Origin of the sequence: Klebsiella sp. GW_Kp181, from assembly GCF_040062315.1 — a bacterium.
Taxonomy (GTDB): domain Bacteria; phylum Pseudomonadota; class Gammaproteobacteria; order Enterobacterales; family Enterobacteriaceae; genus Klebsiella; species Klebsiella oxytoca.
In genome coordinates, this window is record NZ_JBEAFR010000004.1 from 176,129 (window position 1) to 198,120 (window position 21,992).

Here is a 21,992-nt window from a genome sequence, read left to right on the forward strand (position 1 = left end):
CATTAGGGATGGAAGTAAAGAAACTGAACGTCAGAGACTGAAAACAGCCGCTCACGCTGTAAAACCACGTGCGCCGCGCCGCCCTGTCCCTGTAACCAGCGGGAATAGAGCCCCTCGAGTATGGCACAAAATGCATTACACCAGCGGATGCGCCGCGCTTCATCGCGGCTGACCGGCAGAGCCTGATGGCGTAATCGCAGGCCTTCATCGTTCACCTCGACGCTGACGAAGCCCCACTGAAAGCGGCTTAGCAGCGCATTCATGTTGGTCTCCAGCTGGCCGAGAGTCTCAGACTCCGGCAGCGGATGTTCATCGGCCAGCACCTCGCCCATCTGCCGCAGAAAGGGCTGGCTCTCCAGCTCACCCGCGTTGTTGACCATACCATCAACCATAATGAGCAGCAGATCGAACCATCCGGCAGGCGTTTGCTGCTGCTGAAACCACGTCATAACCTGCGCGTTATTATTGTCCGTCACGATCAGTTATCTCCCAGCATGTAGCGGATATAGAGACCAGCGGTGCTCTCGTTATAATCGCCGAAGGTGTCATAGCCAACCTGGCCACCGAGCGTCATTTGTTTGTTGACTTTGTAATCTGCGCCAGCGCGTAGGGTATAGCCGATACCGTTCTTCGAAGTGGCTGAATAGTAGGCTTCTTTGGCAAAACCGTTGCTCACTGCGGTCTCGAGGGCCTGCTGCCACCCGGCGTTAGTCGGGAAATAAGCGCTCTTATCCTGGCTATAGGATTGATAGCCCACCGAGCCGCCAAGTTTCATCGTCCAGTTGTCATATTTTTCCGTCAGGCTCACCGGCAGCGATACGCTGACGTAGTTCTGCGGGCTGAAGTAGCCCCCTTGCCCGTAGGTGAAGTAGCTCAGGTTTTTCGAGTAATCCATGTAACTCATGCTCAAACCGGTCTGCAGCTGACGATACTCATCGTGGTAAGGCCGCAAATAAACTCCGGCGTTGGCGTTTATGCTGGTATTGCTGGCGACGTTTTGCCCCAGGTAGCTATAGCCCCCGCCGCCGACGTAGAAACCGGCATCGCCGTCGTCATAGCTTAGCTGCAGGGTACCGCCGTTTTTGGTCACCTGCCCCCAGGTCTTGCCGGAGTAGGAATCCTTCAGCCCTACCCAGGAGAGCAGACTGTCGGTCAGCGACCGACGCTCGCCGGTAAAAATCAACGACAGATAGTTGGTCAGCTTCGGCGACCACTTTACGCCGCCCACCACGGTATTTAGATCCTGGCCCAGCGGCGTGCTGCCGATATCGACGCGGTATTCGTCGCCGCTCAGCGCCAGAGCCAGCTCCACGCCGTTGGCTTTTTGTGAATCGGTTGAGCCGCTCGCCTGATCGACATTCGGCTTCAGGCTGGAAGAGGCCAGATAGCTGGCGACCTGCCCGGAATCGTAAGTTCCGAGTTTCGCCAGATTCTCCATGCCGCTGCTGGTGGTGGCGTTAAAGTCAGAGGCCTTGAGCGTGCCCAGACCGCTCAAGGCTTCTGCCCCCGGATTGTTGGCAAAGTACGTCGTGCGCTCGGTCGCGGTCATCGCCGCAATCGCCGCCTGCTCGCTGGTCGCGGTGGAAATCATATTGGAGACTGCATTGGATAGCGGGTTCGCGCCGTAACGCCGCCAGGCGTCGCCGGTCGCCGTCCCCGCGTTCAGCGTAATCGGCGTAACGGTAAAATCGAAACGCGAATCACCAAACGGCGATGAGGACCAGGTGAGCGGGGTTTTTATCTCGCTGAGCTTACTGGTGCCGGATTCGCCGTCGCGACCGCGAACCTCCATGCCCCCCTGCAGCCAGGTGCCGGTTTTTTCCTGCAACGTCTCCATCATGGTATCCACCTGGCGCAGCATCCGGGTCTGGGCGGTTTCTACCGGCAGATCGGTGCGCTGGATCCCCGGCAGCGCGCCGCCATCCCCGGTCGATACCTGAGAGACCTGCCACGGCATATATTGCCCGTAGGCGGAGGCTGCACGCGTCGCCCCGGGGGTACGCGAGACGCCGACAAACGGATTATCCGCCGCCAGCGCGCCGCCCACGGTCGGCGTTTGCGCGCCATTGCTGCTCTGTTGTCCCAGCAGCCTGCCGCGGGCGCTGCGCAGGTAAGTCATCGCCTGCTGATGATGCCCCTGCGACTCGGCAACGCGCGCCAGCAGCAGCAAGCGGTCCGGCGAGTTATCCGGGCGCAGTCCACCCGCCAGCTGCGCCGCCCGCTCACTATTCCCCGCCGAGAGTGCGACATCAATAGCCCCGCTGCGCGCATCCTGCGTCGGCGTATCGCGGGTCATCAGATAGTCGTAGACGACACCGGCCTCTTTGTTCATTTTGCCGCTCTGATAGAGCCGCGCCATAGCGAACATCAGATCGGTATTTTGCGGGTCGTTCTGCATCGCGCCCATCAGCTTGTCATACGCTGCCGCGTAGTTGCCCTGCTCGCGCAGATGGTCCGCTTCGTTAATCACATAACCGTTGCGAATACTGGCCAGCTGCGTCGGCGTACTGCTTGCCTGCAGCTGCGGGTTAGTGAGCAAACTCTGCGCTTCGGTTGTCAGGCCCGCCTGGTTAAGTACCGTCACCTGATCGGCATAATCCCCGGCATTACCTGAGATACCGCCGTTAATATTGTTGCGCACCAGCGATACCGCGGTGGTGACATCGCCACTCTGGGCCAGCAGCCGCGCCAGTTTACCCACATCCGCCGGGGCTTCAGGCGGCGTTGCGGTCATCGTCCTGAGCGTATTAGCAGCGGCAACGGTATTGCCCTGCGCCAGATAGCTCTCCGCCGTCGCCAGCTGCAGGTTGTAGTTCACCCGTTGTTTCAGGTCGCGCATCTGGCTGGTCTGACTGGCGGGGGGAATTCTTGCCAGCAGGGTTTGCGCCTGCTGCCAGCCGCCGTTCTCGCTGGCAAAAAGTGCCGCAGCGTACAGCGAGCTGGCGCCGGCGCCGGGACGCCAGGCGGCGCCCATAACCGCATTTGCCTCACCGTCGTTACCGGCTTTTTGCAGCATACGGGCCAGATCGAGGCGCATCCACGCATCGTCCGGATAGCGAGAAAGCCCCTGGCGCAGCATGGCGATAGCCGCCGTCACGTTACCGGCGCTGGCCTGCTCCTGCGCCTGGCGACGCAGCGAATCGCCGGGCTGTCCGATGACCACCCGCGGCTGCAGTTTTTGCTGCAGGCTTTCCGGCAGCGTGCGCAGCATCGCCTGCGCTTCCGCCGTTTTATTCTGTTCGCGCAGAACGTAATAGAGATTCTCCCGCGCCGGGCCGTTTTGCGGCTGGTCGTTGAGCAGCGCCCGTAGCGTTTGTTCGGCCTGCGGCAAATCTTTGTTATGGCGCAGAACGTCGGCGCGGAACAGCTTCGCCGCCGTGCCCTGCGTCCCGCTCTGCTGCGCCAGCGGCGCAGAGAGCGCCAGCGCCTGGCTAATATTCCCTTGCTTGTAAGCCTGCTGCGCCTGGGCGAGCTGCCCGTAAAACAGCGCATCCGCCGCCTGCTGACGACGGGTTTCCGAGCCATCGCCGCCGAGATCCGCCGCCCGGCTCAAATACTGAGAGGCCGCCTGAAAATCGCCGCTGCGCTGGGCGATATAGCCCATTCCGGCCAGCGCGTCAGCGTCCTGCGGGTTGCTTTGCAGAACCTGTTCAAACTGCTGCTTCGCCGCGGCGGTATTGCCGCTGTTGAGGTCAGAATAGCCCTGGCCGCGCGCCTGGCCGCTGCGCCGTTCGCGAAAGTAGTTCTGGACTTCAGTATCCTGCGGATGACGCTGCATCCAGGTGTCGTAAAACGGCTCATCCCCCGGCTGCGGCCCCAGCCACAGCAGCGCCTGACGCAGCCCGCTATCGGCTTCTTTGCTGCCGCTCGCCATCGGCTCCAGCATGGCGATGCCTTCCCGGCGGGTCTCTTCGCGCCAGGTGAGCACTTTGCCCAGGGCAACGCGCGGCGCGTTCTCCTGCGGATGCTGCGCGACGTATTGACGTAGTTCGCTCAACGCCTGTGGGTAGAGCGCCTTGTCGCTGGCCATGGTCATATAGTATTCGGCCGCCAGCCCGGAAGGCGGAACGTTGCCGTTAAACATACTCCGCCAGGTCGCCAGCGCGGCGGGAACATTGCCGCTGCGCGCCTGCTGTCTGGCCAGAGTGAGCTGTCCCTGCGGCACCTGCGCCATTTTTTTTGCGCTATCCAGATCCTGTAGTCCGGGGCTGTCGGGCGCCGCTTTCTCCAGCCGCGCCCGCCACTGGGCTGCGGCCTGCAGATTGCCCCCCTGCTGCGCCCATAGCGCCATCAGGTACAGCGCCTGAGCGTTGTTGGCATCCACCGATAGCACTTTTTGCAGCGATTCCATCGCCAGTTCGTCATGCGATTTTTCGTGCCAGTAGTTGGCCTGTGCGAACAACGCTTGTAGCGCGGCATCGTTACCCGCCGCGTGCGCTCCGCCGAATGCGCCAAGCGTCAGCGCGCCGGACAGGCACAGCGTAGAAAATTGACGGGCTGCATGGGTATTCATTCTGCTGGCTCTTTTCATTGGCTCTCTCCCGAATCCAGGCGCTTACGAGCATGACGTTTAAACATGGCGGTCAGCGCCAGACCCAGAATCGATGTCGTAATCAACCCCAGCACCGCCAGCAGCCCGGAGTGCTGATTGGCGTACCATACCGCCATCATGTACCACGGCATCTGGCCGCTGGGGAACGGCGTGCTGACCTGGAAGCTACGCACGCCGTTATCGCTGGTGATCACTGCCGTATCGCCGCGAATACCGGCATTGATACGGGGGGAATTAAGATCGTCTTCCAGTTTCGCCAGCTGATCGTCGCTGCTGGCCATCGCCACCACCACCACCCGCTGCGGGTTCCACGGTGAGCGATAGCTGATAAAACCGCGCCAGGCGCTGCTGGAGGAGAAATAGCGATCGGCATCGACGCCGTCGGAAGCCCAGTCGCCGCTCAGCCTGCGCTGAATCTTTTCCCACAGCGTCGGTTCACGTACGCTCAGCAGGTTATCGACCGGGGCGTAGGGGGAATGGGCCAGCAGGCGCTGGTTAAACGCTTGTTGATCGAGGGAACTAACCGCCAGCACGTCGCGATCGCGCAGCAGCGGCGCATTGGCGCCGCCGTCAGGAACGCCCAATATTACGCGGTTGTTGGCTAACGCTTTGCCGGTTGAATTACCCGAACGGGCTGCCAGATTCAGCATCATCGCCACCTGGGTTTCCGAAGGCTGTTCCGGCAGCAGCAGCGTAGTTTGCGAATAATCCGCTAACCGGGAGAACGGGAACGAAGCGCCGACAAAATAGGAAAGATTCGGCAGCAGCGAGAAGTGCCGCGTACCGCTCAAATCGATCCACGAATCGTCGGTGATTCGACTCTTGATAGTGCTGTTCAGCAGGAGCGAACAGGGCGCGTTATCCTTCGGCACCAGGTTGAAATAGAGCGACAGCTGGTTATCACCGTAAATCAGATACGGCGCCAGCGGGATAGTAAACCGTTCCTGACGCGCGTCGCCGCCCAGATGCCGCCAGAGCTTCTCCAGCGGCCCCTGTTTGTTCATCGGTAGATTATTAAGGAAGGTGTTGTTCAGCGTCACGCTCAGCAGCGACTTATCCTCGTTAATCCAGTTCTCCGACGGGAAACGATAGCCAATTTGCAGGGGGATAGTTTCTCCATCCCACAGATAAAGATCCGGCGCGGCGCGAAAGGCCACGCGCAGCGGTTCATGCCACACGCCGCTAACGGTCATACTTTGATCCTGACGGATCAGCTCGCTGATTTTTACCGGACGATCGGTGGCGATCCAGCGCGGCGCATCGTAGGGCTTGCCGACGGGAATCGCCTGCGGATCCACGGTCATGCTGGCCGTCTGCGGGGCGAAATCGCCGCGGGTCAGGCGCCACGCGGCCATGCGCAGTGCGGCGTCATTCTGGCCGACGATCAGCAGCAGCTTATAAGCCGGATTACCGGGATTTTCCACGATCCGCAGCAGCGGTTTGTCGGTTTGCGGCAGCGTCAGGCCGCCCACCCGATCCCCGGGATGACCGATGATAATCCCGTGTTTCTCGGGCAGGCGATCGCGCAGCGCGTCAAAAGCGATACCGCGATAGTCGGCCTGAATACCCAGCCATGACGACACCAGCGCCGCTGCGCTGAAAATATCCGCCGTTGGTTTCTCCGGATACGCGATAGCGATATCCGCTGGCGTCATCTGCATACGGTCGAAAAACGGGCGCGGGAAGTGGCCCAAATCGTTGCTGATATTGAGCTGCTGGCTCTCCCAGCTAAAGTGGGAGCCGGGCAGAATGGTTACCCGCGAGGTGTCGTGAATATCGAGCCGGCACTGCAGCGCATCGCCGTCGTTAATCTTAAAGCTCAGGTTGTTGCTGGACACCATCAGCGCCGCCGGGATATCCAGCTGGTAGTGCGAAATATCCTCGCCATCAGCCCCCAGCGGCAAGGTGCCGAGCGGCTGGCCGTTGAGCATTAATTGCAGCGTGGCGTTGCGGGACGCCATCTCCGGCGAAACCTTGACCTCCAGCATCAGCTGGGCGTGGGTGACCACCTGATCGGAGGGGAGCGTAAAGCTGGCGCCGCCCTGATTTTGTCCACCGCTGAGGATAATGCCGTCCGGCATGCCCATCTGCATCAGGTTAAGATTGCCGCCAACGATCGGCGTAAGCGGTACCGTATCAGGGACAACAGGCGTTATCGGCGGCAGCGCGGGTAGCGAATCCGGCTGAGCGGCGTTTGCCGACGCGGCTTCCGTCGTCGCCGGTGAATTCGCTTCGCTAGCGGGCGCCGATGCGCTGTTCGCAGCCGCATCTGGAAGCGGAAAGTTAAGCTCCGGCAATGAATCTGCGGGCATCTCCTCGCTGTGCAGCGCTGGCGCAGAGAGCACTCCAACCAGCAGCGCGAGCGTCGTTAAGGATTTCATAGACTGCCATCCTCCTGCGCGGGGTTTGCCGCAGAGGGCTGACGACGCTGGCTGCGGCGCGTCTTCCACGTCAGCCAGAAGAGTTCAAATACGCAGCGTAAAATCGTGGCGAAAGAGCGGAACGGATTGTCCTGCGGGCGCGGCGGGTTAATCCACGCATCGGCGCGGGCCAGCACCACCCGCACCAGTTCACGGCGACGGGAAAGCTGAATGTTTTCATCAAATTGCAGGCGGATAAACCGATCGTCAGCGGTGACCTGGCGTACCGGGATCGAAATCGCTCCGGACTGAAGAATCAGCTCAATCTCTTCGATTTCATCCTCCAGGTGACGCTTATCCGGCGCGCTTACGCGGCAACCGCCCATGGACAGATCTGCGGTGTGGCTGCGGGAGACAATGCCGCTGGTGTAGTGGATAAGCACCGGGATATCGACATCAATACGAATCGTTTTTCGTACCTGACGGGTTTCGCGCGCCACGGCAATGGCGGCCAGCAGGAAAATCAGGCTGTAAATCCCCCAACCGACGTTCAGCGCGATAACGTTCGGGTCTGAGCCAAAATAGTCGTGACCGATGGCGCGGACGATACCAACCACCACCCCCAGGCCCAGCAGGCAGGCGACGACCAGGTGTGGCCTGACGACGGTAAAGTCGAAGTAGCCCACGTCCAGCAGGCCGCCTTTATCGGTCACGTTGAATTTTCCGCGTTTGGGGAAAATCATGGTGACCAGCGTTGGCAGCACCAGGTGGAAGGCCAGCACGATATCGTAGATTTCGCCCCAGAAACTGTAGCGATAGCGGCCGTTCATGCGCGATCCGACATAGATCGCGAGGAACAGATGCGGCAGCGCGTAGGAAACAATCAGGCTCGCCGAGGAGTAGATGATATTCAGGTTGAACAGCAGATAGGCCAGCGGTGCGGTGACAAAGACCACGCGCGGCAGAGCGAACTGATAATAGAGCATGGCGCTGAGGTAGCACAGGCGCTGCTGGAACGTTAGCCCACGGCCAAGTAGCGGGTTATCCAGACGGAAAATTTGCGTCATCCCGCGGGCCCAGCGGGTACGCTGAATGACGTGCACCACCAGGCGTTCGGTAGCCAAACCTGCCGCCAGAGGAATATCCAGGAACGCCGATTTCCAGCCCAGACGCTGGAACTTCAGCGCGGTATGGGCGTCTTCGGTGACGGTCTCAACCGCAAAGCCACCGATCTGCTCCAGCGCAGCGCGGCGAATAACCGCGCAGGAACCGCAGAAGAAGGTCGCATTCCAGTTGTCGTTTCCCTGCTGAATCGGACCATAAAACAGCATCCCTTCGTTGGGAATATTGCGGCCGACGGAGAGATTGCGCTCGAAGGGATCCGGCGAGTAAAAATAGTGCGGCGTCTGCACCAGCGCCAGCATCGGGTCTTTGAGGAATCCCCCCACCGTTGCCTGCAAGAAGACGCGGGTTGCCACGTGGTCGCAGTCAAAAACGCAGATCAGCTCGCCGTTGGTTAGCGTCATCGCGTGGTTGAGGTTGCCTGCCTTGGCGTGTTTGTTATCGTTGCGGGTGATATACCCTACCCCAACGTCGGCGGCGAATACCGCGAATTCGTTACGCTTGCCGTCATCCAGCAAATAGATTTTTAATTTATCTTTTGGATAATCAATACATTGCGCAGCGAGCACGGTATCACGCACCACTTCAAGCGGTTCGTTATAGCTGGGAATATAGATATCTACCGTCGGCCACTGGCTCATATCATCGGGCAACGGGACGATTTCACGCTTCAGCGGCCAGACCGTTTGCAGGTAGTTCAGCAGCAACATCACCCAGATATAGACTTCCGCCAGAAACAACCCCATTCCCAGAATCGCTTCGATGGTGGAGTTGAAATGCAGGGTCTGCGTCAGACGAAAATACATATAACGGGTCGACATCAACAGCGATGTCACCACCATAATGACGGAAACGCTGCGGTTTTTACTGAAACCCATAACAAAGAGAATACCGATGCTCAGCAGGCCAAAAATAGACTGCTTTTGGCTGTCCATCGGCGTAATCACCACCAGCACGGCAATGGGCGCAAGCACCAGTACCAGCGCCCAGAAAAGCGTTTTTTTCATTCAGCAGCCCTGCAGTTAAATTAAAGACCTGACCTGCGAGGCTGGCTGTGCACCGTGCCGTCGCCGATATTGATACCCAACTGCGCAGAGATTTTTTTGGCAATAATTTCAATATCAAAGGCGGCTGCGGAGGATGAGTTAAAGTCGAGGATCGACTTCTGGGAGGCATTTGCCTCCACCACGCTTTCATCACGATGAATAATGCCCAGCAGACGATCGCCCAGCTTTTCTTCCATCAACGCCGTGACATCGCGACTGACCTGGCGACGGTTATCGCTCTGGTTAATCACAAAATAGTGACCGTGTTTAGCGTTGAGAGCGCCTCCGGTCAGGCGCTGCTTTTCCACGTGCGACAATGCGGACATCGATGCGGTATCCGCCAGCAGCGGTACCAGATGCATGTCGGCCAGCGAAGTCAGCGCCTTTAGCGCGGGTGAAGGACCCGGCGGCAGGTCGGCAACGGTAATCAGCCCAGGGTAGTTAAGCAGTGCCGCCAGCCCGCGCGTCAGGAAATGCGCGTCATGGGTCAGACGCTCATCGAACGCCTGTCGCTGCGCCTCGCTCACCTCGCCGTAGGGCAAAACGAAAATATTGCTGCCGGCGCTTAACACGCACTGGCTCCAGTCATGGAGCTCCAGCGCTTTTGCGGCATACCCACGCTCATCGCCGAGAGGCACGCCAAAATGCAGGCGCAGCGCGTTCTGCACATCAAAATCCAGAGCGAGGACTTTGCTGCCTGCGCGGGCCAACGCCCAGGCCAGGTTTGCCGCCAGGGTCGTCTTTCCTACGCCGCCTTTCGGCGAACACACGCAGATCAACGGCATGTCGCAATCCTTTCTAAGAGTGATTTCAGGGGCTGATCTTTATCTTTCGCCGCTGGCGCCACCGTTTTTGCCGCAAAGAGATGGGCAAAACCGTCCACCGTCGGCGCTATCGCCGGGCGAGGTCTGACAGCCGGAGCTGGCACGTGGTCAGATAGCGGCGCAACAGGTTGCGATACGGCTGTCCGGAACGCTTGCCCGGTCGCGGCCTCGCCTGCCTGCACTATCGGTTCTACGGCAACCGGAGCAATATGACTCACCGCGGGCACAGGCTGCGGCGCGGATGGGGCGACAGGGTCGGGAATCATTACCGACGGCGCAACCGACGATGCCGCCGGCGCGGTCTGAATGGCTGTCCGCTCCACCTGATGAAACATATTGGCCGGCACCAGCTGCGGCAGGGGTAAAGATACCGATCCTCCCATAGCCAAAGAGGATGCTTGCTCGGCAGGAATAAGCTGATTGAGAATAACCCAATCGCCTTTTTCACCGGCGCCGGTTTCTGATGAGAGGTCCTTGAATGGGAGACTGTGTGTCCGCGTCTTTTCCTTAAAGCGCTGCAAATCATCATAATGGTTCATAGATAACCTCATGATTTTAAATACATCATATTTAATCTGTTTTAATTGTCATGCTATGCCGCCAGAGCATAGTTTAATGGGTTGTTTTTTGGGGAGTTACGCCCGTCACGATACGCTAACTTTAGTATTAATTTGATTATTTTGAATAAGCCTGACTGGTTTAATTCCATAGCGGTAGTGCGGCTACACTAACAGCTCTTTTTCAAAATGATAGCCCCATTTTTTGGGCGGCAGCGTCATCAATCCCCCCGCAACCTGCCGGGCTATCAGCAGACCGTAGTTTTTTATGCCGTTTAACTTTTAAAAACCGTGTAATACGCGCCGACTGAATACGAAAGAGAAAACATTTTAATATTTTTTAATGTCTTTAGTAATCACCTGCCACGCTTAATTAAAATAATAAATAACACCGCGGCGCAAAATAAATAGCTCAGGATGTTAGCTAAAAACCAGGAATATAAAGCGTTGACCGAACAACAAGGAACAACTTCATGAATCACCTTTGCTGCTTACCCGCTCCAACCAAAGAAAGAACGAAGACAAAACAAAATATTTTCATGTAGTTATCTCGATTTCCCGCAATAACTATTGTACTGGCGTAGGGTGCCAGCATTGTTCGTTGTAGGTTTGTTCCAACAGCGCTGAGTCCGGGCTAAAAAAAGCCGAAGCACAGGCTTCGGCTTTGATTATCGGTTACCTGGATCAGCTCAGCGGCTTCTCGCCGTTTTGATCCTGGTCGACCGCAAAGCAGGCCACCAGCTGGCCGCTGTAGTCTTTCAACTGCGGTTGAAGCTGGGTACATGGGCCAAAACGGCGGCGACAGCGGGCGTTAAACGCGCATCCAGGCGGCGGATTCAGCGGGCTCGGCAGCTCGCCGGTGAGCTTGATACGCTCGCGGCGGTCATCCGGATTCAGACGCGGCGTGGCTGACAGCAGCGCCTGAGTGTACGGATGCTGCGGGTTATTGAAGATTTGATCCTTCGTCCCTTTCTCCACGCAGCGGCCCAGATACATCACCATGACTTCATCAGCGATATGCTCCACGACCGACAAATCGTGAGAGATGAAGACGTAAGAAAGCCCCAGATCCTGCTGTAAATCCATCATCAGGTTCAGCACCTGCGCGCGCACCGAAACGTCCAGCGCGGAGACCGGTTCATCGGCAATCACCACGTCCGGGTCCAGCATCAGACCGCGGGCAATCGCGATACGCTGACGCTGGCCGCCGGAGAACATATGCGGATAACGGTCGTAATGTTCGGTTTTCAGACCCACTTTCGCCATCATCGCCAGCGCCTTCTCCCGGCGCTGCTCTTTGCTCAAGCTGGTGTTGATCTGCAGCGGCTCCTCGAGAATCTGCCCCACCTTTTTACGCGGGTTAAGCGAACCGTAGGGATTCTGGAACACAATCTGGATTTTCTGCCGGCGCAGCTTCTGCGCCTGCGGATCGTGCTTCAACAGGTCCTGTCCCTGGTAGTAAAGCTCCCCGCCGGTGGGAATTTCAATCATCGTCAGCAGACGACCGAGCGTCGACTTGCCGCAGCCAGACTCCCCTACCACCGCCAGCGTTTTACCGCGTTCAAGGGTAAACGAAACGCCGTCCAGCGCTTTGACCAGGCGTTCCGGCGCAAACAGCCCCTTCTTCACCGGGTAGTATTTTTTCAGATCGGTGGCCAGCAACAGAGGCTGTTGCGTGATGGCCTCATGCGTACTCATAGCCCAGGCCTCCCGGCATCATCAAGTGGGTAATGACATTTCGACTGGCGACCGCCGTTAAGCAGGTTCAGCTCAGGTTCTTCACTGCGGCATTTGTCTGTCGCATAGGGGCAGCGCGGATTGAGCAAACAGCCGTTCGGACGGTCGTATTTACCCGGCACCACGCCCGGCAGCGAGGCAAGGCGCGCTTTATCCTGAGCGAACTCCGGCAGCGCGCGCAGCAGCGCCTGCGTATAGGGGTGACGAGGCGCGCGGAAGATATCCTTCGCGTCGCCGGTTTCCACCACCTGCCCCGCGTACATGACGATGATTTTGTGCGCCGCTTCGGCCACCAGCGCCAGATCGTGGGTGATCAGGATCAGCGCCATATTCTCTTTTTGCTGCAGCTCAAGCAGCAACTCAATGATCTGCGCCTGGATAGTCACATCCAGCGCCGTCGTGGGTTCATCGGCAATCAGCAGCTTTGGCCGACAGGCGATGGCCATCGCAATCATCACGCGCTGGCTCATACCGCCGGAAAGCTGATGCGGATAGACATCAAGACGCGAAGCCGGGTCGGGGATACCGACCAGCGTCAGCAGGTCAATCGCCCGCTGCACGCGGGTTTTCTTGTTGCCGCCCTGGTGCACCTTAATGGCTTCCATAATCTGGTAGCCGACGGTATAGCACGGATTCAGGCTGGTCATCGGGTCCTGGAAGATCATCGCCACTTCCGCGCCCACCAGCTGGCGGCGCTCTTTTTCGGAAATGCGCTTCAGGTCGCGACCGTTAAACTCCAGCTTTTCAGCCATCACCCGGCCGGGATAGTCAATCAGCCCCATAATCGCCAAAGAGCTAACCGATTTACCCGAACCGGACTCGCCGACGATACCAACCACTTCGCCCTGATTTACGCTGTAGCTCACGCGATCTACGGCGCGGAACGGCGTCCCTTCGTCGCCGAAGTGCACCGAGAGTTTATCTACATTTAATAACGCCATCTCGAACCTCTTACTGCTTCAGTTTGGGATCGAGCGCGTCACGCAGACCGTCACCCATCAGGTTAAATGCCAGCACCGTCAGCAGGATAGCGACACCGGGAAAGGTGACGACCCACCAGGCGCTCTGCGCGAACTGCAACACGTCGGAGAGCATCGTGCCCCACTCCGGTGTCGGCGGCTGCGCACCCATGCCAAGGAAGCCAAGAGCGGCCATATCGAGAATGGCGTTAGAGAAGCCCAGAGACGCCTGAACAATCAGCGGCGCAAGGCAGTTAGGAAGAATGTTGATGAACATCTGACGCATCGCGCCGGCCCCCGCCACGCGGGAAGCGGTGACGTAATCGCGGTTCACCTCTACCAGCACCGCCGCGCGGGTCAGACGCACGTAGTGCGGCAGGGCGACAAAGGTCAGCGCTATTGAGGCATTGACGATCGACGGGCCGAAGATGGCCACCAGCACCAGCGCCAGCAGCAGACTTGGCAGGGCCAGCATAATGTCGACAACGCGCATAATGACCGAGTCAATCACGCCGCCAAAATAGCCCGCGACAAGACCGAGTACCACACCGAGGATCAGCGATAGCACAACGACCAGACAGCCTACCAGCAGCGACAGGCGCGCGCCGTACATCAGGCGCGACAGGATATCGCGGCCAACGTCATCGGTGCCAAGCAGGTGGGACATGCTGCCGCCCTCCTGCCAGAACGGCGGAGCCAGCAGCGCATCGCGGAACTGATCCGCCGGATTGTAAGGCGCGAGGAAGTTGGCGAAGACGGCGATGATGATCATCACCGCGACATAGGCCAGCCCCACGACGGCGCCTTTATTACGTTTAAAATAGTGCCAGAACTCCTGCAACGGGGTCATTGGCACCGGCGCGGCGACAACTTTATTTTCAGTAACTTGTGACATGATGGCCCCTTACTTCTTATGCCGGATACGCGGGTTCACCACGCCGTACAATAGGTCGACCAGCAGGTTGACGAGAATAATCATCGTCGCCACCAGCAGCACCCCGCCCTGCACCACCGGATAGTCGCGGCGCTGCAGCGCATCAATCAGCCAGCGGCCAAGGCCCGGCCAGGAGAAGATGGTTTCGGTCAGGATAGCCCCCGCCAGCAGCGTACCGACCTGCAGGCCGATAACCGTGACCACCGGCAGCATCGCGTTACGTAAAGCATGCACGATGATTACCCGCATCCGCGTCAGGCCTTTCGCGCGCGCGGTACGGATATAATCCTCACCCAGCACTTCCAGCATCGACGAACGGGTCATACGCACGATCACCGCCAGGGGAATCGTCCCCAGCACCACTGCGGGCAGGATCATATGCATTACCGCATCAATAAAGTCGCCCGGCTCGCCCCAAATCGCGGTATCGATCAGCATAAATCCGGTCAACGGCAGGGTATCGTCAAGGAAGACGGTATCGCTGATACGCCCGGAAACCGGCGTCAGATTGAGCTGCACCGACACCAGCATGATTAGCATCATGCCCCACCAGAAGATGGGCATAGAGTAGCCGGTCAGCGCGAGGCCAACGGAGGTGTGGTCGAAGATAGAGCCGCGCTTAACCGCCGCCAGCACGCCCACCGGGATACCGACAATGACGGCAAAAATCATCGCGCAGACGCCCAGCTCCATCGTGGCTTTAAAGCGCGGTACGAACTCTTCCCAGACGGGAATACGGCTTTTCAGCGAGATGCCCAAATCACCGTGCATCACGCCCCAAATATAGTTGACGTACTGCTGCCACATCGGTTTATCAAGGCCCATCTCGGCCAGCAGCTGCGCGTGACGTTCAGGGGAAATACCACGTTCGCCCGCCATAATCATCACCGGGTCGCCGGGAATCATATGAACGAAGGCAAAAGTGAGAAGGGTAATACCGATAAATGTCGGGATGACAAGTCCCAAACGTCGGAGAATGAACTGCAACATAACCCGGATTCTCTCTAGTGACGACCCGCCTGGTGACAGGACGTCTGTATTGCTCACAAATGTCAATTCCCTCTCCCCAAGGCGGGGAGAGGGGAAACACGCTGTTATTATTCGATAGAGACGTTATCGAAGTGGTGTTTACCTAATGGATCGACCACGTAGCCTTTGACCTCTTTACGCACCGGCTCATAGACGGTGGAGTGAGCGACGATCAGCGCCGGCGCCTGGTCATGCATCACAACCTGAGCCTGTTTGTACAGCTCAATACGCTTGTTGTGGTCGTCGGTAGCGCGAGCCGGTTGAATCAAGTCTTCAAACGGCTTGTAGCACCAGCGGGAGTAGTTAGAACCGTCTTTTGCCGCGGCGCAGCTAAACAGGGTCGCGAAGAAGTTATCCGGATCCCCGTTGTCGCCGGTCCAGCCCATCATTACGGTCTGGTGCTCGCCCGCTTTCGCGCGCTTGAGGTATTCACCCCACTCGAAGGTCACGATCTTGGCCTGGACGCCAACTTTAGTCCAGTCGGCCTGAATCATCTCAGCCATACGGCGCGCGTTCGGGTTATACGGACGCTGTACCGGCATCGCCCACAGGTCGATGGTAAAGCCTTTTTCCAGTCCTGCCTCTTTCAGCAGCGCTTTCGCTTTTTCTGGATCGTAGGTGTAGTCTTTAATGTCGTCGTTATAGCCCCACATGGTCGGCGGGATCAGGTTCTTCGCGGCCTGGCCGGCGCCCTGATAAACGGCTTTGATAATCGCTTCTTTGTTTACCGCGTAGGTCAGCGCCTGACGAACTTTGACATCATCCAGCGGCTTCTTCTCGGTGTTGAAAGAGAGGTAGCCGACGTTCAGACCCGGCTGTTCCAGCAGGGTGATATTTTTGTCTTCCTTCATGCGCGCGATGTCTGCCGGGTTCGGGTACGGCATGATCTGGCATTCATTTTTCTGCAGCTTAGCGTAGCGCACGGAAGCATCAGGGGTGATGGAGAAGACCAGGCGATCGATTTTCGGCTTAGTGCCCCAGTAACCCGGGAAGGCTTTATAGAGAATACGGGAGTCTTTTTGATACTGCAGCAGCTGGAACGGACCGGTACCGATTGGGTTGAGGTCCACTTTCTCCGGCGTACCGGCTTTCAGCATGTTATCGGCATACTCTTTTGACAGAATAGAGGCGAAGTCCATAGCGAGGTCGGCAAGGAACGGCGATTCCGGACGGGTGAGCACGAACTGGACGGTATTATCGTCCACTTTCTTCACTTCGCTAATCAGGTCTGGTAATCCCATGCCTTCAAAGTATTCATAGCTGCCGCCAGACACTTTGTGGTACGGGTTATTGGTATTTTTTTGTCTGTCGAATGAGAAAACGACGTCATCGGCGTTCAGCGTGCGGGTCGGTTTAAAATCTTTGTTATCCTGCCACTTCACGTCTTTACGCAGATGGAAAGTATAGGTTTTTCCGTCTTCACTAACTTCCCATTTCTCCGCCAGGCCCGGAATAACTTCCGTGGTGCCGGTTTTGAATTCTACCAGGCGGTTATAAATTGGCACTGAGCTGGCGTCATAGGTGGTACCAGAGGTGAAAAGCTGTGGGTTAAAGCCTTCCGGCGAACCTTCTGAACAATAAACCAGGGTCTTCGCTTGTACGCTTGCTGCGACGGTCATGGCAACCAGGCTCAGACCAAGCTTCAGCATCCCTGATTTCTTCAAGGAAATACTCATTATTCTGCTCCAAATGTGATGTTGTTTGCATATATCCGCCAGACCTTTATTTATTTTTATTCGTCATATTTCGAACTACGGATGCGTTGGCTGCGCTCGATCGCTCCAGTCACATAGCCATCTATGCTCCTGGGGATTCTCAAGCTTGCCGCCTTCCCGCAGCTCGAACTATTTAGAATATACCCGGTCCGGTCGGTGGTGCCCGAAAGCGTTGAGAGAGATGGGGATTCCTTTCGCAAAAACGACTGAGTTGCAGTACGGATTCTCCATGAAATGCCCCTCATGCCCTACAATCTGTCAACAGAATGGGGAAACGTCAATACAGCCAACCTGGTTTTACATCCGGGGTGAGAATCGGCAGGCAAAGATTAAAAAAAGTGCAATGCGCTATTTCCAGCAGAGAAATTTATGCTAGCGGCCAATAGACAGAATAAAGCCCTTTATATTTTTCAACAGGCAGTCATAAGCAATTCCAGGAAATGGTAAAAATTTCTTGCGATGTGACCAATATGTGAGCGATAAATAGCGTGAACGTTAAAACGCACAGCGGAAAATGCTGAAGTTATCCATAAGCTTCGCGAAAAAAGATCGGAGTATATATAAAAAAATACAATGGAAGATGTCACAAAACAGGGAATTGGCGGCAGGAAATGAGGATGGATGCGTTTTTTCACACTCTTAGCAGGCAGCGCCTTTTCCCGGAGGCGATGCTGCGCATCTGTCCGGGCTACCTGCCCGCAAACAATGCTGAACCTGTAGCCCGGGCAAGGCGCTTTGCGCCGCCCCCGGGAGCGGTGTGCGGTGCGGCTGAAATCCCCGGAGGCGATGCTGCGCATCTGTCCGGGCTACCTGCCCGCAGACAATGCTGAACCTGTAGCCCGGGCAAGGCGCATTGCGCCGCCCCCGGGAGCGGTGTGCGGTGCGGCTGAAATTCCCGGAGGCGATGCTGCATATCAGTAAAAGCTACAGATGCAAAAAAGCCTGCTCGTTGAGCAGGCTTTTGAATTTGGTCGGTGATAGAGGATTCGAACCTCCGACCCCTTCGTCCCGAACGAAGTGCGCTACCAGGCTGCGCCAATCACCGAATGCGGGCGCATCTTACTGCTGCGATACACACCCGTCAATGCCTTATTATGAAAAAGTCGCTCAAGCGGCGAGAAACTCGCCACTCCGCTACGGCTTTTTCGCCGCAGCGTCAGGAACGTGGCACCAGTTGTTATATTGGTTAATCCCGCCATCCAGCGAAGTATAGCCAAGACAGCCCATAATGGTGTCATACAGCTCTACGTGGCGGCGCGGCACCTTCATGGCTGCCTGCTGCTTCAGACGAGCAAAAGAGGCGGCATGATCGGGAGACGCCAGATACTTATCCGACATCCATACCATCATCGGCACGCGGAACTGCTCCGGCGGCGCCATCTTGCGAGGCGTACCGTGCAGGTGCTCGCGCTCATTAATGGACTCGCCGTGGTCGGCGGCATAGAAAACAATCGCTTTCTTATCCCGCAGCTGATCCAGCACGCTGACAATAAAGTGATCGACATAGGTCACGCTGTTATCATACGAGTTAATCAGCTCAGCCTTCGAACACTTATTATCGACGCCAACGCACTCCGGCTGCCACTGCGCAAAACTGCGCGGATAGCGCTGGGTATAGTTAAAGTGCGACCCTTTGGTATGCAGAATAATCAGATGCTTACCATTGGGATTCTTCGCCAGACCGCGCTTCATTTCGTCCACCAGCAGCATATCGTCAACGCTCTTGCCGCGGTTACTCGGCTCCGCGCCAATCTGCTCGCGATAGGCGATATTGTTCGCCATCGTGTTGCTGTAGAACCACATCTCGCTCTGCATGGCATACAGGTCGCCGGTAAAGCCAAGCTGATGCAGAACGGCAAAAACGTTCTGCTCTTTCAGCGTCCGCTGCGGATTATCATCCGCCCCGCCCTGACGGACGAACATACAGCGCAGGGACAGCTTAGTCGCGGTATCGCAGGAGTATCCGCGAAAAGCGACCAGGTTTTTCTCCTGCGCCAGCTTAGGCGTGGTATTACGGCTATAGCCCAGAATCCCCATATGATCCCAGCGGGTGGTTTCGCCGATGATAAACACCACGTAGGTATCGTCGAGCCCTTCGGGCGCCACGTAGGTAAATTTTTTCGCCGGATTAATCAGGGATTTAGTATCCGATGACTCATCAACCTGCGCCCACGCGTACAGCCCCAGCGCCGAAAGCCAGTTTGACGGCAGGTAGGAGTTAGCCACTACGCCGCCGTAGCTTGGCAGATCGACCTCTGAGCTCCGCTCGAAGTTCTTCTGACGGACCTCCAGCAAACGGATTGGCCCCCAGACCATCAATCCCGCCAGCAATACAATCGTAATATTCTTCATCCGCTGGCCAGGGGTACGAATTTGCCGCAGCAGCGTGAAGCGGCAGCGGTTGCTCCAGATAAGCAGCAGCGGCAGCGCGCTCATCAGCACCAGCCAGAGGATCAGGTGCCAGCCGATCACCTCTCTGGATAAGTCGATGTCGGTGGTCATCACCGAGGCGATAATCCCGTAGCCGATCACCACGTTCAGGAAGGTCATGTAATAGCTGGCGGCAGCGGAGAATAGAACGACGATAGTCGCGAGGATACGCCAGACCCGGCGTCCGAACAGCGACAAAATACGCAGCAGAAAGAAGGTGACCAGGAAAGTCCCGACCAGTTCCACTGCCCCTGAGAGTCCTTTCCAGATGGTAAATTCCTGAGCGTACCCTTCGAAGCGGCGGAAGAGTACGGCAGCGTTCATAAACCAGCCGATGTACAGCGCCAGCCAGATACTGAGCTTCAGCTGCGTCATCGTTTTAATGTATTTCATGCAAAAAACCTGGAAAACGAAGAGATAAAACCGCCCGACTTAAGCAATATAAGTAAGCAGGTTAATAAAGTGCGTTTAGCTTGGTTATAAGAAACCTCTACAATGCGCGCTAAGTAGACCACAGCGGAAGGGAAAAGTATCAGGAGGGAATGTGATCCAACCAAACATTTACAAAACATTTGGTTGGATTGGCACTATTAGCTTAGGTGATTAATCATCGAGACCACGATAACGCCCGGCTTCAGGCATGCGCTTCGTGATAAATCTCACTTTTCGGCTGGCGGATGGTGGTCGATAGCGCCAGGGAGAGAATCAGCAGCGCAAAGATGACGCAGAAGGTCACGTAGAAACCGCCGAACAGGGACGCAATCAGGGAACCGCAAATGCTGCCGATACCAAAGCCGAGATAAATCACGCCGTAGTTTTTCGCCAGGTTATTGAGACCAAAGAATTCGCTAACCAGCGACGGGAAGACGGTAATCGTACCGCCGAAGTTAAAGGCCACGCAGGCAATGGCGGCGAAGAAAGTGGTAGCGTTCAGCGGAGCGAACAGCAGCGCCGCCATACCGATAAGCGAAACAACCTGCCCGATGGTAATCACTCGAATACGGGACATTTTATCAGACAGGATCCCCAGCACCAGGCGACCGCTAAGGTTAGCGATAGAGATTACCGTAACCGCGTTAGCTGCCGTCGCCACATCAAGGTGCACCATCCCCTGGGCAATATCTTTCGCCACGCCAATCACGTACAGGCCGCTCATGCAGGCGGTCAGGAACATTACCGCCAGCATCCAGTACTGTGGTTTACGCATCGATTCGGCAAGGGTGAAGTCGTTTTCGACGACGCCGTTGTTGGCGGTAGCGGTATGGTTCGGTGCGTCTTTCATCAGCGTCGCGCCGAACACAATCATCACCAGCACGATTGCGCCCCAGATAATAAAGGTTTTCTCAAGGCCGACCGTCGCCAGCAGATGGGAATCAATAAATTTAAAGCCCAGGCTGCCAAGCCCATAAGAACCGATGGAAAAGGCGGAGATCAGCCCCTTACGTTCCGGGAACCATTTGACGCAGTTTGACAGCGTGAGCAGATAGCCGGCGCCGTCTGCCAGCCCCACCAGCAGGCCCGCGCTCAGCCACAGCATCATCAGGCTGTTTGAATGAGCAGTAAGGAAGAAACCGAGGCCCAGCAGAACGCCTGACGCCATGGTGACGCGTTTGACGCCAAAACGTTCCTGTAATTTACCCGCCACGGATGAGGAGAGCGCCAGACCAAGGCTTAGCAGGCCAAATGAGAATGCCACCTGGCTTACCGGTTCGTTCAGCCTGGCGGAAAGGGAACTATTGAACAAACTCCATGTATAAACCGATCCCAGCGCAAATTGCGTAATGATAGTGCCGAGCAGCGTGAGCCAGCGGGTGTATTGACGGTTTGCAGCGTTCATAGCAGTTGTCCTGAATAATTAACTGCCGCCACCATAACGAAGTCCCCTTTAAGCCTGGGGAAAAAAGGCATGAGCTGCCGCTACTGCGGAATGAAATGCATAAAAGACGGAATGAATGACATTGCAAAACATTCACGCCTTAAATATTTACTGCAAAGTTAGTGTCCACTATCGCTGCAAGATGCGTCACTGCTGTAACTGATACGTTAATAAATTAAATAAAACATGATACAAATAAATTAAAAATTGGCGCTCACGCCCATTAAATAGAGATAGTTTTCCCCGGAGGTCACATTATCCGCCTGCGATAGCGCCGCCCAGGCGGCTATATGGGGGTTAAGCGACATATCCGCGCCAAAGGTCACGTCCCGCCAGGCGCCATCCTGCGCGCGATTCGGCCCGCCAGAATCCGTCGTTAATCCCTGGTTATAGCTCACCTGCGCCCACGGATGTACGCCCCATAATTTCTGGTAATCGACCCGCCAGCCCAGCGTATTCACATAGCCGGCTCCGGCGGCATTTCGGCTAAGCAGCGGCGAAGTCAAATCGGTATGTAAACTGGCTACCGGACCGGACGTCATGCCCTCGAGCAGAGAGAAATTCCAGCCGACGCTCATCCCGCGGGCGCTATCTGCCGGGGAGACTGCCTTATTAAATGCCAGTCCTGAAGGATCGTCGGCCGCATTTATCCGCTCCGCGAGAATATCTTCATAGCGCGGTTGGTGATCGCTGTCCCATGTATAGCGTTCCGCTGTATTACTTTTTGTATCGATAGCGATATATTCCTGTTGCCAGGCATTCGCACCGGCAACACACGACGCCCAGACGGATACGCACGCCGGGACCAGGAATCCCCGGAGGCCATTGCATTTCTTTATTATCATTAATGC

14 protein-coding genes, 1 tRNA gene and 1 pseudogene are annotated in these 21,992 nt (G+C 56.8%); all 16 read right to left on the reverse strand.

The window, feature by feature from the left end; translation table 11 throughout:
- Positions 1-2: 2 nt before the first annotated feature.
- The 16 genes and pseudogenes from bcsD to ABLV11_RS05055 all read right to left on the reverse strand — a co-directional run bounded on the left by bcsD (position 3) and on the right by ABLV11_RS05055 (position 21,986).
- Positions 3-479 (reverse strand): cellulose biosynthesis protein BcsD, encoded by a 477-nt coding sequence (gene bcsD / locus ABLV11_RS04980; RefSeq protein WP_162680327.1) that lies wholly within the window; start codon positions 477-479, stop codon positions 3-5.
- On the reverse strand, positions 479-4,531 hold the full coding sequence (locus ABLV11_RS04985) for a cellulose biosynthesis protein BcsC (RefSeq protein WP_126488068.1): 4,053 nt from the start codon (positions 4,529-4,531) through the stop codon (positions 479-481). The genes bcsD and ABLV11_RS04985 overlap by 1 nt, the downstream gene beginning before the upstream one ends.
- Positions 4,528-6,933, reverse strand: coding sequence for a cellulose biosynthesis cyclic di-GMP-binding regulatory protein BcsB (gene bcsB, locus ABLV11_RS04990; protein WP_126488066.1), 2,406 nt, complete (start codon positions 6,931-6,933; stop codon positions 4,528-4,530). The genes ABLV11_RS04985 and bcsB overlap by 4 nt, the downstream gene beginning before the upstream one ends.
- Complete coding sequence (bcsA, locus tag ABLV11_RS04995) at positions 6,930-9,041, reverse strand: UDP-forming cellulose synthase catalytic subunit (protein ID WP_004106724.1); 2,112 nt, start codon at positions 9,039-9,041, stop codon at positions 6,930-6,932. The genes bcsB and bcsA overlap by 4 nt, the downstream gene beginning before the upstream one ends.
- A 20-nt stretch (positions 9,042-9,061) precedes the next feature.
- A pseudogene (bcsQ, locus tag ABLV11_RS05000) lies at positions 9,062-9,854 on the reverse strand (cellulose biosynthesis protein BcsQ).
- Between the two features lies 1 nt (position 9,855).
- Positions 9,856-10,443, reverse strand: coding sequence for a cellulose biosynthesis protein BcsO (locus ABLV11_RS05005; protein WP_016807732.1), 588 nt, complete (start codon positions 10,441-10,443; stop codon positions 9,856-9,858).
- A gap of 702 nt (positions 10,444-11,145) precedes the next feature.
- Positions 11,146-12,159, reverse strand: a complete 1,014-nt coding sequence (gene dppF, locus ABLV11_RS05010) for a dipeptide ABC transporter ATP-binding subunit DppF (protein ID WP_049591478.1) — start codon at positions 12,157-12,159, stop codon at positions 11,146-11,148.
- Positions 12,156-13,139 (reverse strand): dipeptide ABC transporter ATP-binding protein, encoded by a 984-nt coding sequence (dppD, locus tag ABLV11_RS05015; protein ID WP_016807730.1) that lies wholly within the window; start codon positions 13,137-13,139, stop codon positions 12,156-12,158. Before dppD ends, dppF begins: the two co-directional genes overlap by 4 nt.
- Before the next feature lie 10 nt (positions 13,140-13,149).
- Positions 13,150-14,052 (reverse strand): dipeptide ABC transporter permease DppC, encoded by a 903-nt coding sequence (gene dppC / locus ABLV11_RS05020; RefSeq protein WP_004106740.1) that lies wholly within the window; start codon positions 14,050-14,052, stop codon positions 13,150-13,152.
- Positions 14,053-14,061: 9 nt separating this feature from the next.
- On the reverse strand, positions 14,062-15,081 hold the full coding sequence (dppB, locus tag ABLV11_RS05025; protein WP_004106742.1) for a dipeptide ABC transporter permease DppB: 1,020 nt from the start codon (positions 15,079-15,081) through the stop codon (positions 14,062-14,064).
- 107 nt (positions 15,082-15,188) lie between these two features.
- Complete coding sequence (gene dppA / locus ABLV11_RS05030) at positions 15,189-16,796, reverse strand: dipeptide ABC transporter periplasmic-binding protein DppA (RefSeq protein ID WP_126488064.1); 1,608 nt, start codon at positions 16,794-16,796, stop codon at positions 15,189-15,191.
- A 449-nt stretch (positions 16,797-17,245) separates the two neighbouring features.
- Positions 17,246-17,632: a hypothetical protein gene (locus tag ABLV11_RS05035; protein ID WP_172598495.1), complete on the reverse strand. Its 387-nt coding sequence runs from the start codon at positions 17,630-17,632 to the stop codon at positions 17,246-17,248.
- Positions 17,633-17,803: 171 nt separating this feature from the next.
- Positions 17,804-17,880: transfer RNA gene (locus ABLV11_RS05040), tRNA-Pro, on the reverse strand.
- 89 nt (positions 17,881-17,969) lie between these two features.
- Entirely contained in the window at positions 17,970-19,658 is a 1,689-nt protein-coding gene (gene eptB, locus ABLV11_RS05045; protein ID WP_126488060.1) for a kdo(2)-lipid A phosphoethanolamine 7''-transferase, read from the reverse strand.
- A gap of 241 nt (positions 19,659-19,899) precedes the next feature.
- Entirely contained in the window at positions 19,900-21,102 is a 1,203-nt protein-coding gene (locus tag ABLV11_RS05050; RefSeq protein WP_126488058.1) for an MFS transporter, read from the reverse strand.
- 239 nt (positions 21,103-21,341) lie between these two features.
- Complete coding sequence (locus ABLV11_RS05055; protein WP_004106749.1) at positions 21,342-21,986, reverse strand: hypothetical protein; 645 nt, start codon at positions 21,984-21,986, stop codon at positions 21,342-21,344.
- Positions 21,987-21,992: the final 6 nt, after the last annotated feature.

Excerpts from the sequence above, each read along its gene's own strand:
- ABLV11_RS05035 (WP_172598495.1), bottom strand. The coding sequence starts at position 17,632 with ATGCGCAGCATCGCCTCCGGGGATTTCAGCCGCACCGCACACCGCTCC.
- bcsB (WP_126488066.1), bottom strand. The coding sequence starts at position 6,933 with ATGAAATCCTTAACGACGCTCGCGCTGCTGGTTGGAGTGCTCTCTGCG.
- dppF (WP_049591478.1), bottom strand. The coding sequence starts at position 12,159 with ATGAGTACGCATGAGGCCATCACGCAACAGCCTCTGTTGCTGGCCACC.
- dppD (WP_016807730.1), bottom strand. The coding sequence starts at position 13,139 with ATGGCGTTATTAAATGTAGATAAACTCTCGGTGCACTTCGGCGACGAA.
- dppA (WP_126488064.1), bottom strand. The coding sequence starts at position 16,796 with ATGAGTATTTCCTTGAAGAAATCAGGGATGCTGAAGCTTGGTCTGAGC.
- ABLV11_RS05005 (WP_016807732.1), bottom strand. The coding sequence starts at position 10,443 with ATGAACCATTATGATGATTTGCAGCGCTTTAAGGAAAAGACGCGGACA.
- ABLV11_RS05050 (WP_126488058.1), bottom strand. The coding sequence starts at position 21,102 with ATGAACGCTGCAAACCGTCAATACACCCGCTGGCTCACGCTGCTCGGC.
- bcsA (WP_004106724.1), bottom strand. The coding sequence starts at position 9,041 with ATGAAAAAAACGCTTTTCTGGGCGCTGGTACTGGTGCTTGCGCCCATT.
- dppB (WP_004106742.1), bottom strand. The coding sequence starts at position 15,081 with ATGTTGCAGTTCATTCTCCGACGTTTGGGACTTGTCATCCCGACATTT.
- ABLV11_RS05055 (WP_004106749.1), bottom strand. The coding sequence starts at position 21,986 with ATGATAATAAAGAAATGCAATGGCCTCCGGGGATTCCTGGTCCCGGCG.
- eptB (WP_126488060.1), bottom strand. The coding sequence starts at position 19,658 with ATGAAATACATTAAAACGATGACGCAGCTGAAGCTCAGTATCTGGCTG.
- ABLV11_RS04985 (WP_126488068.1), bottom strand. The coding sequence starts at position 4,531 with ATGAAAAGAGCCAGCAGAATGAATACCCATGCAGCCCGTCAATTTTCT.
- dppC (WP_004106740.1), bottom strand. The coding sequence starts at position 14,052 with ATGTCACAAGTTACTGAAAATAAAGTTGTCGCCGCGCCGGTGCCAATG.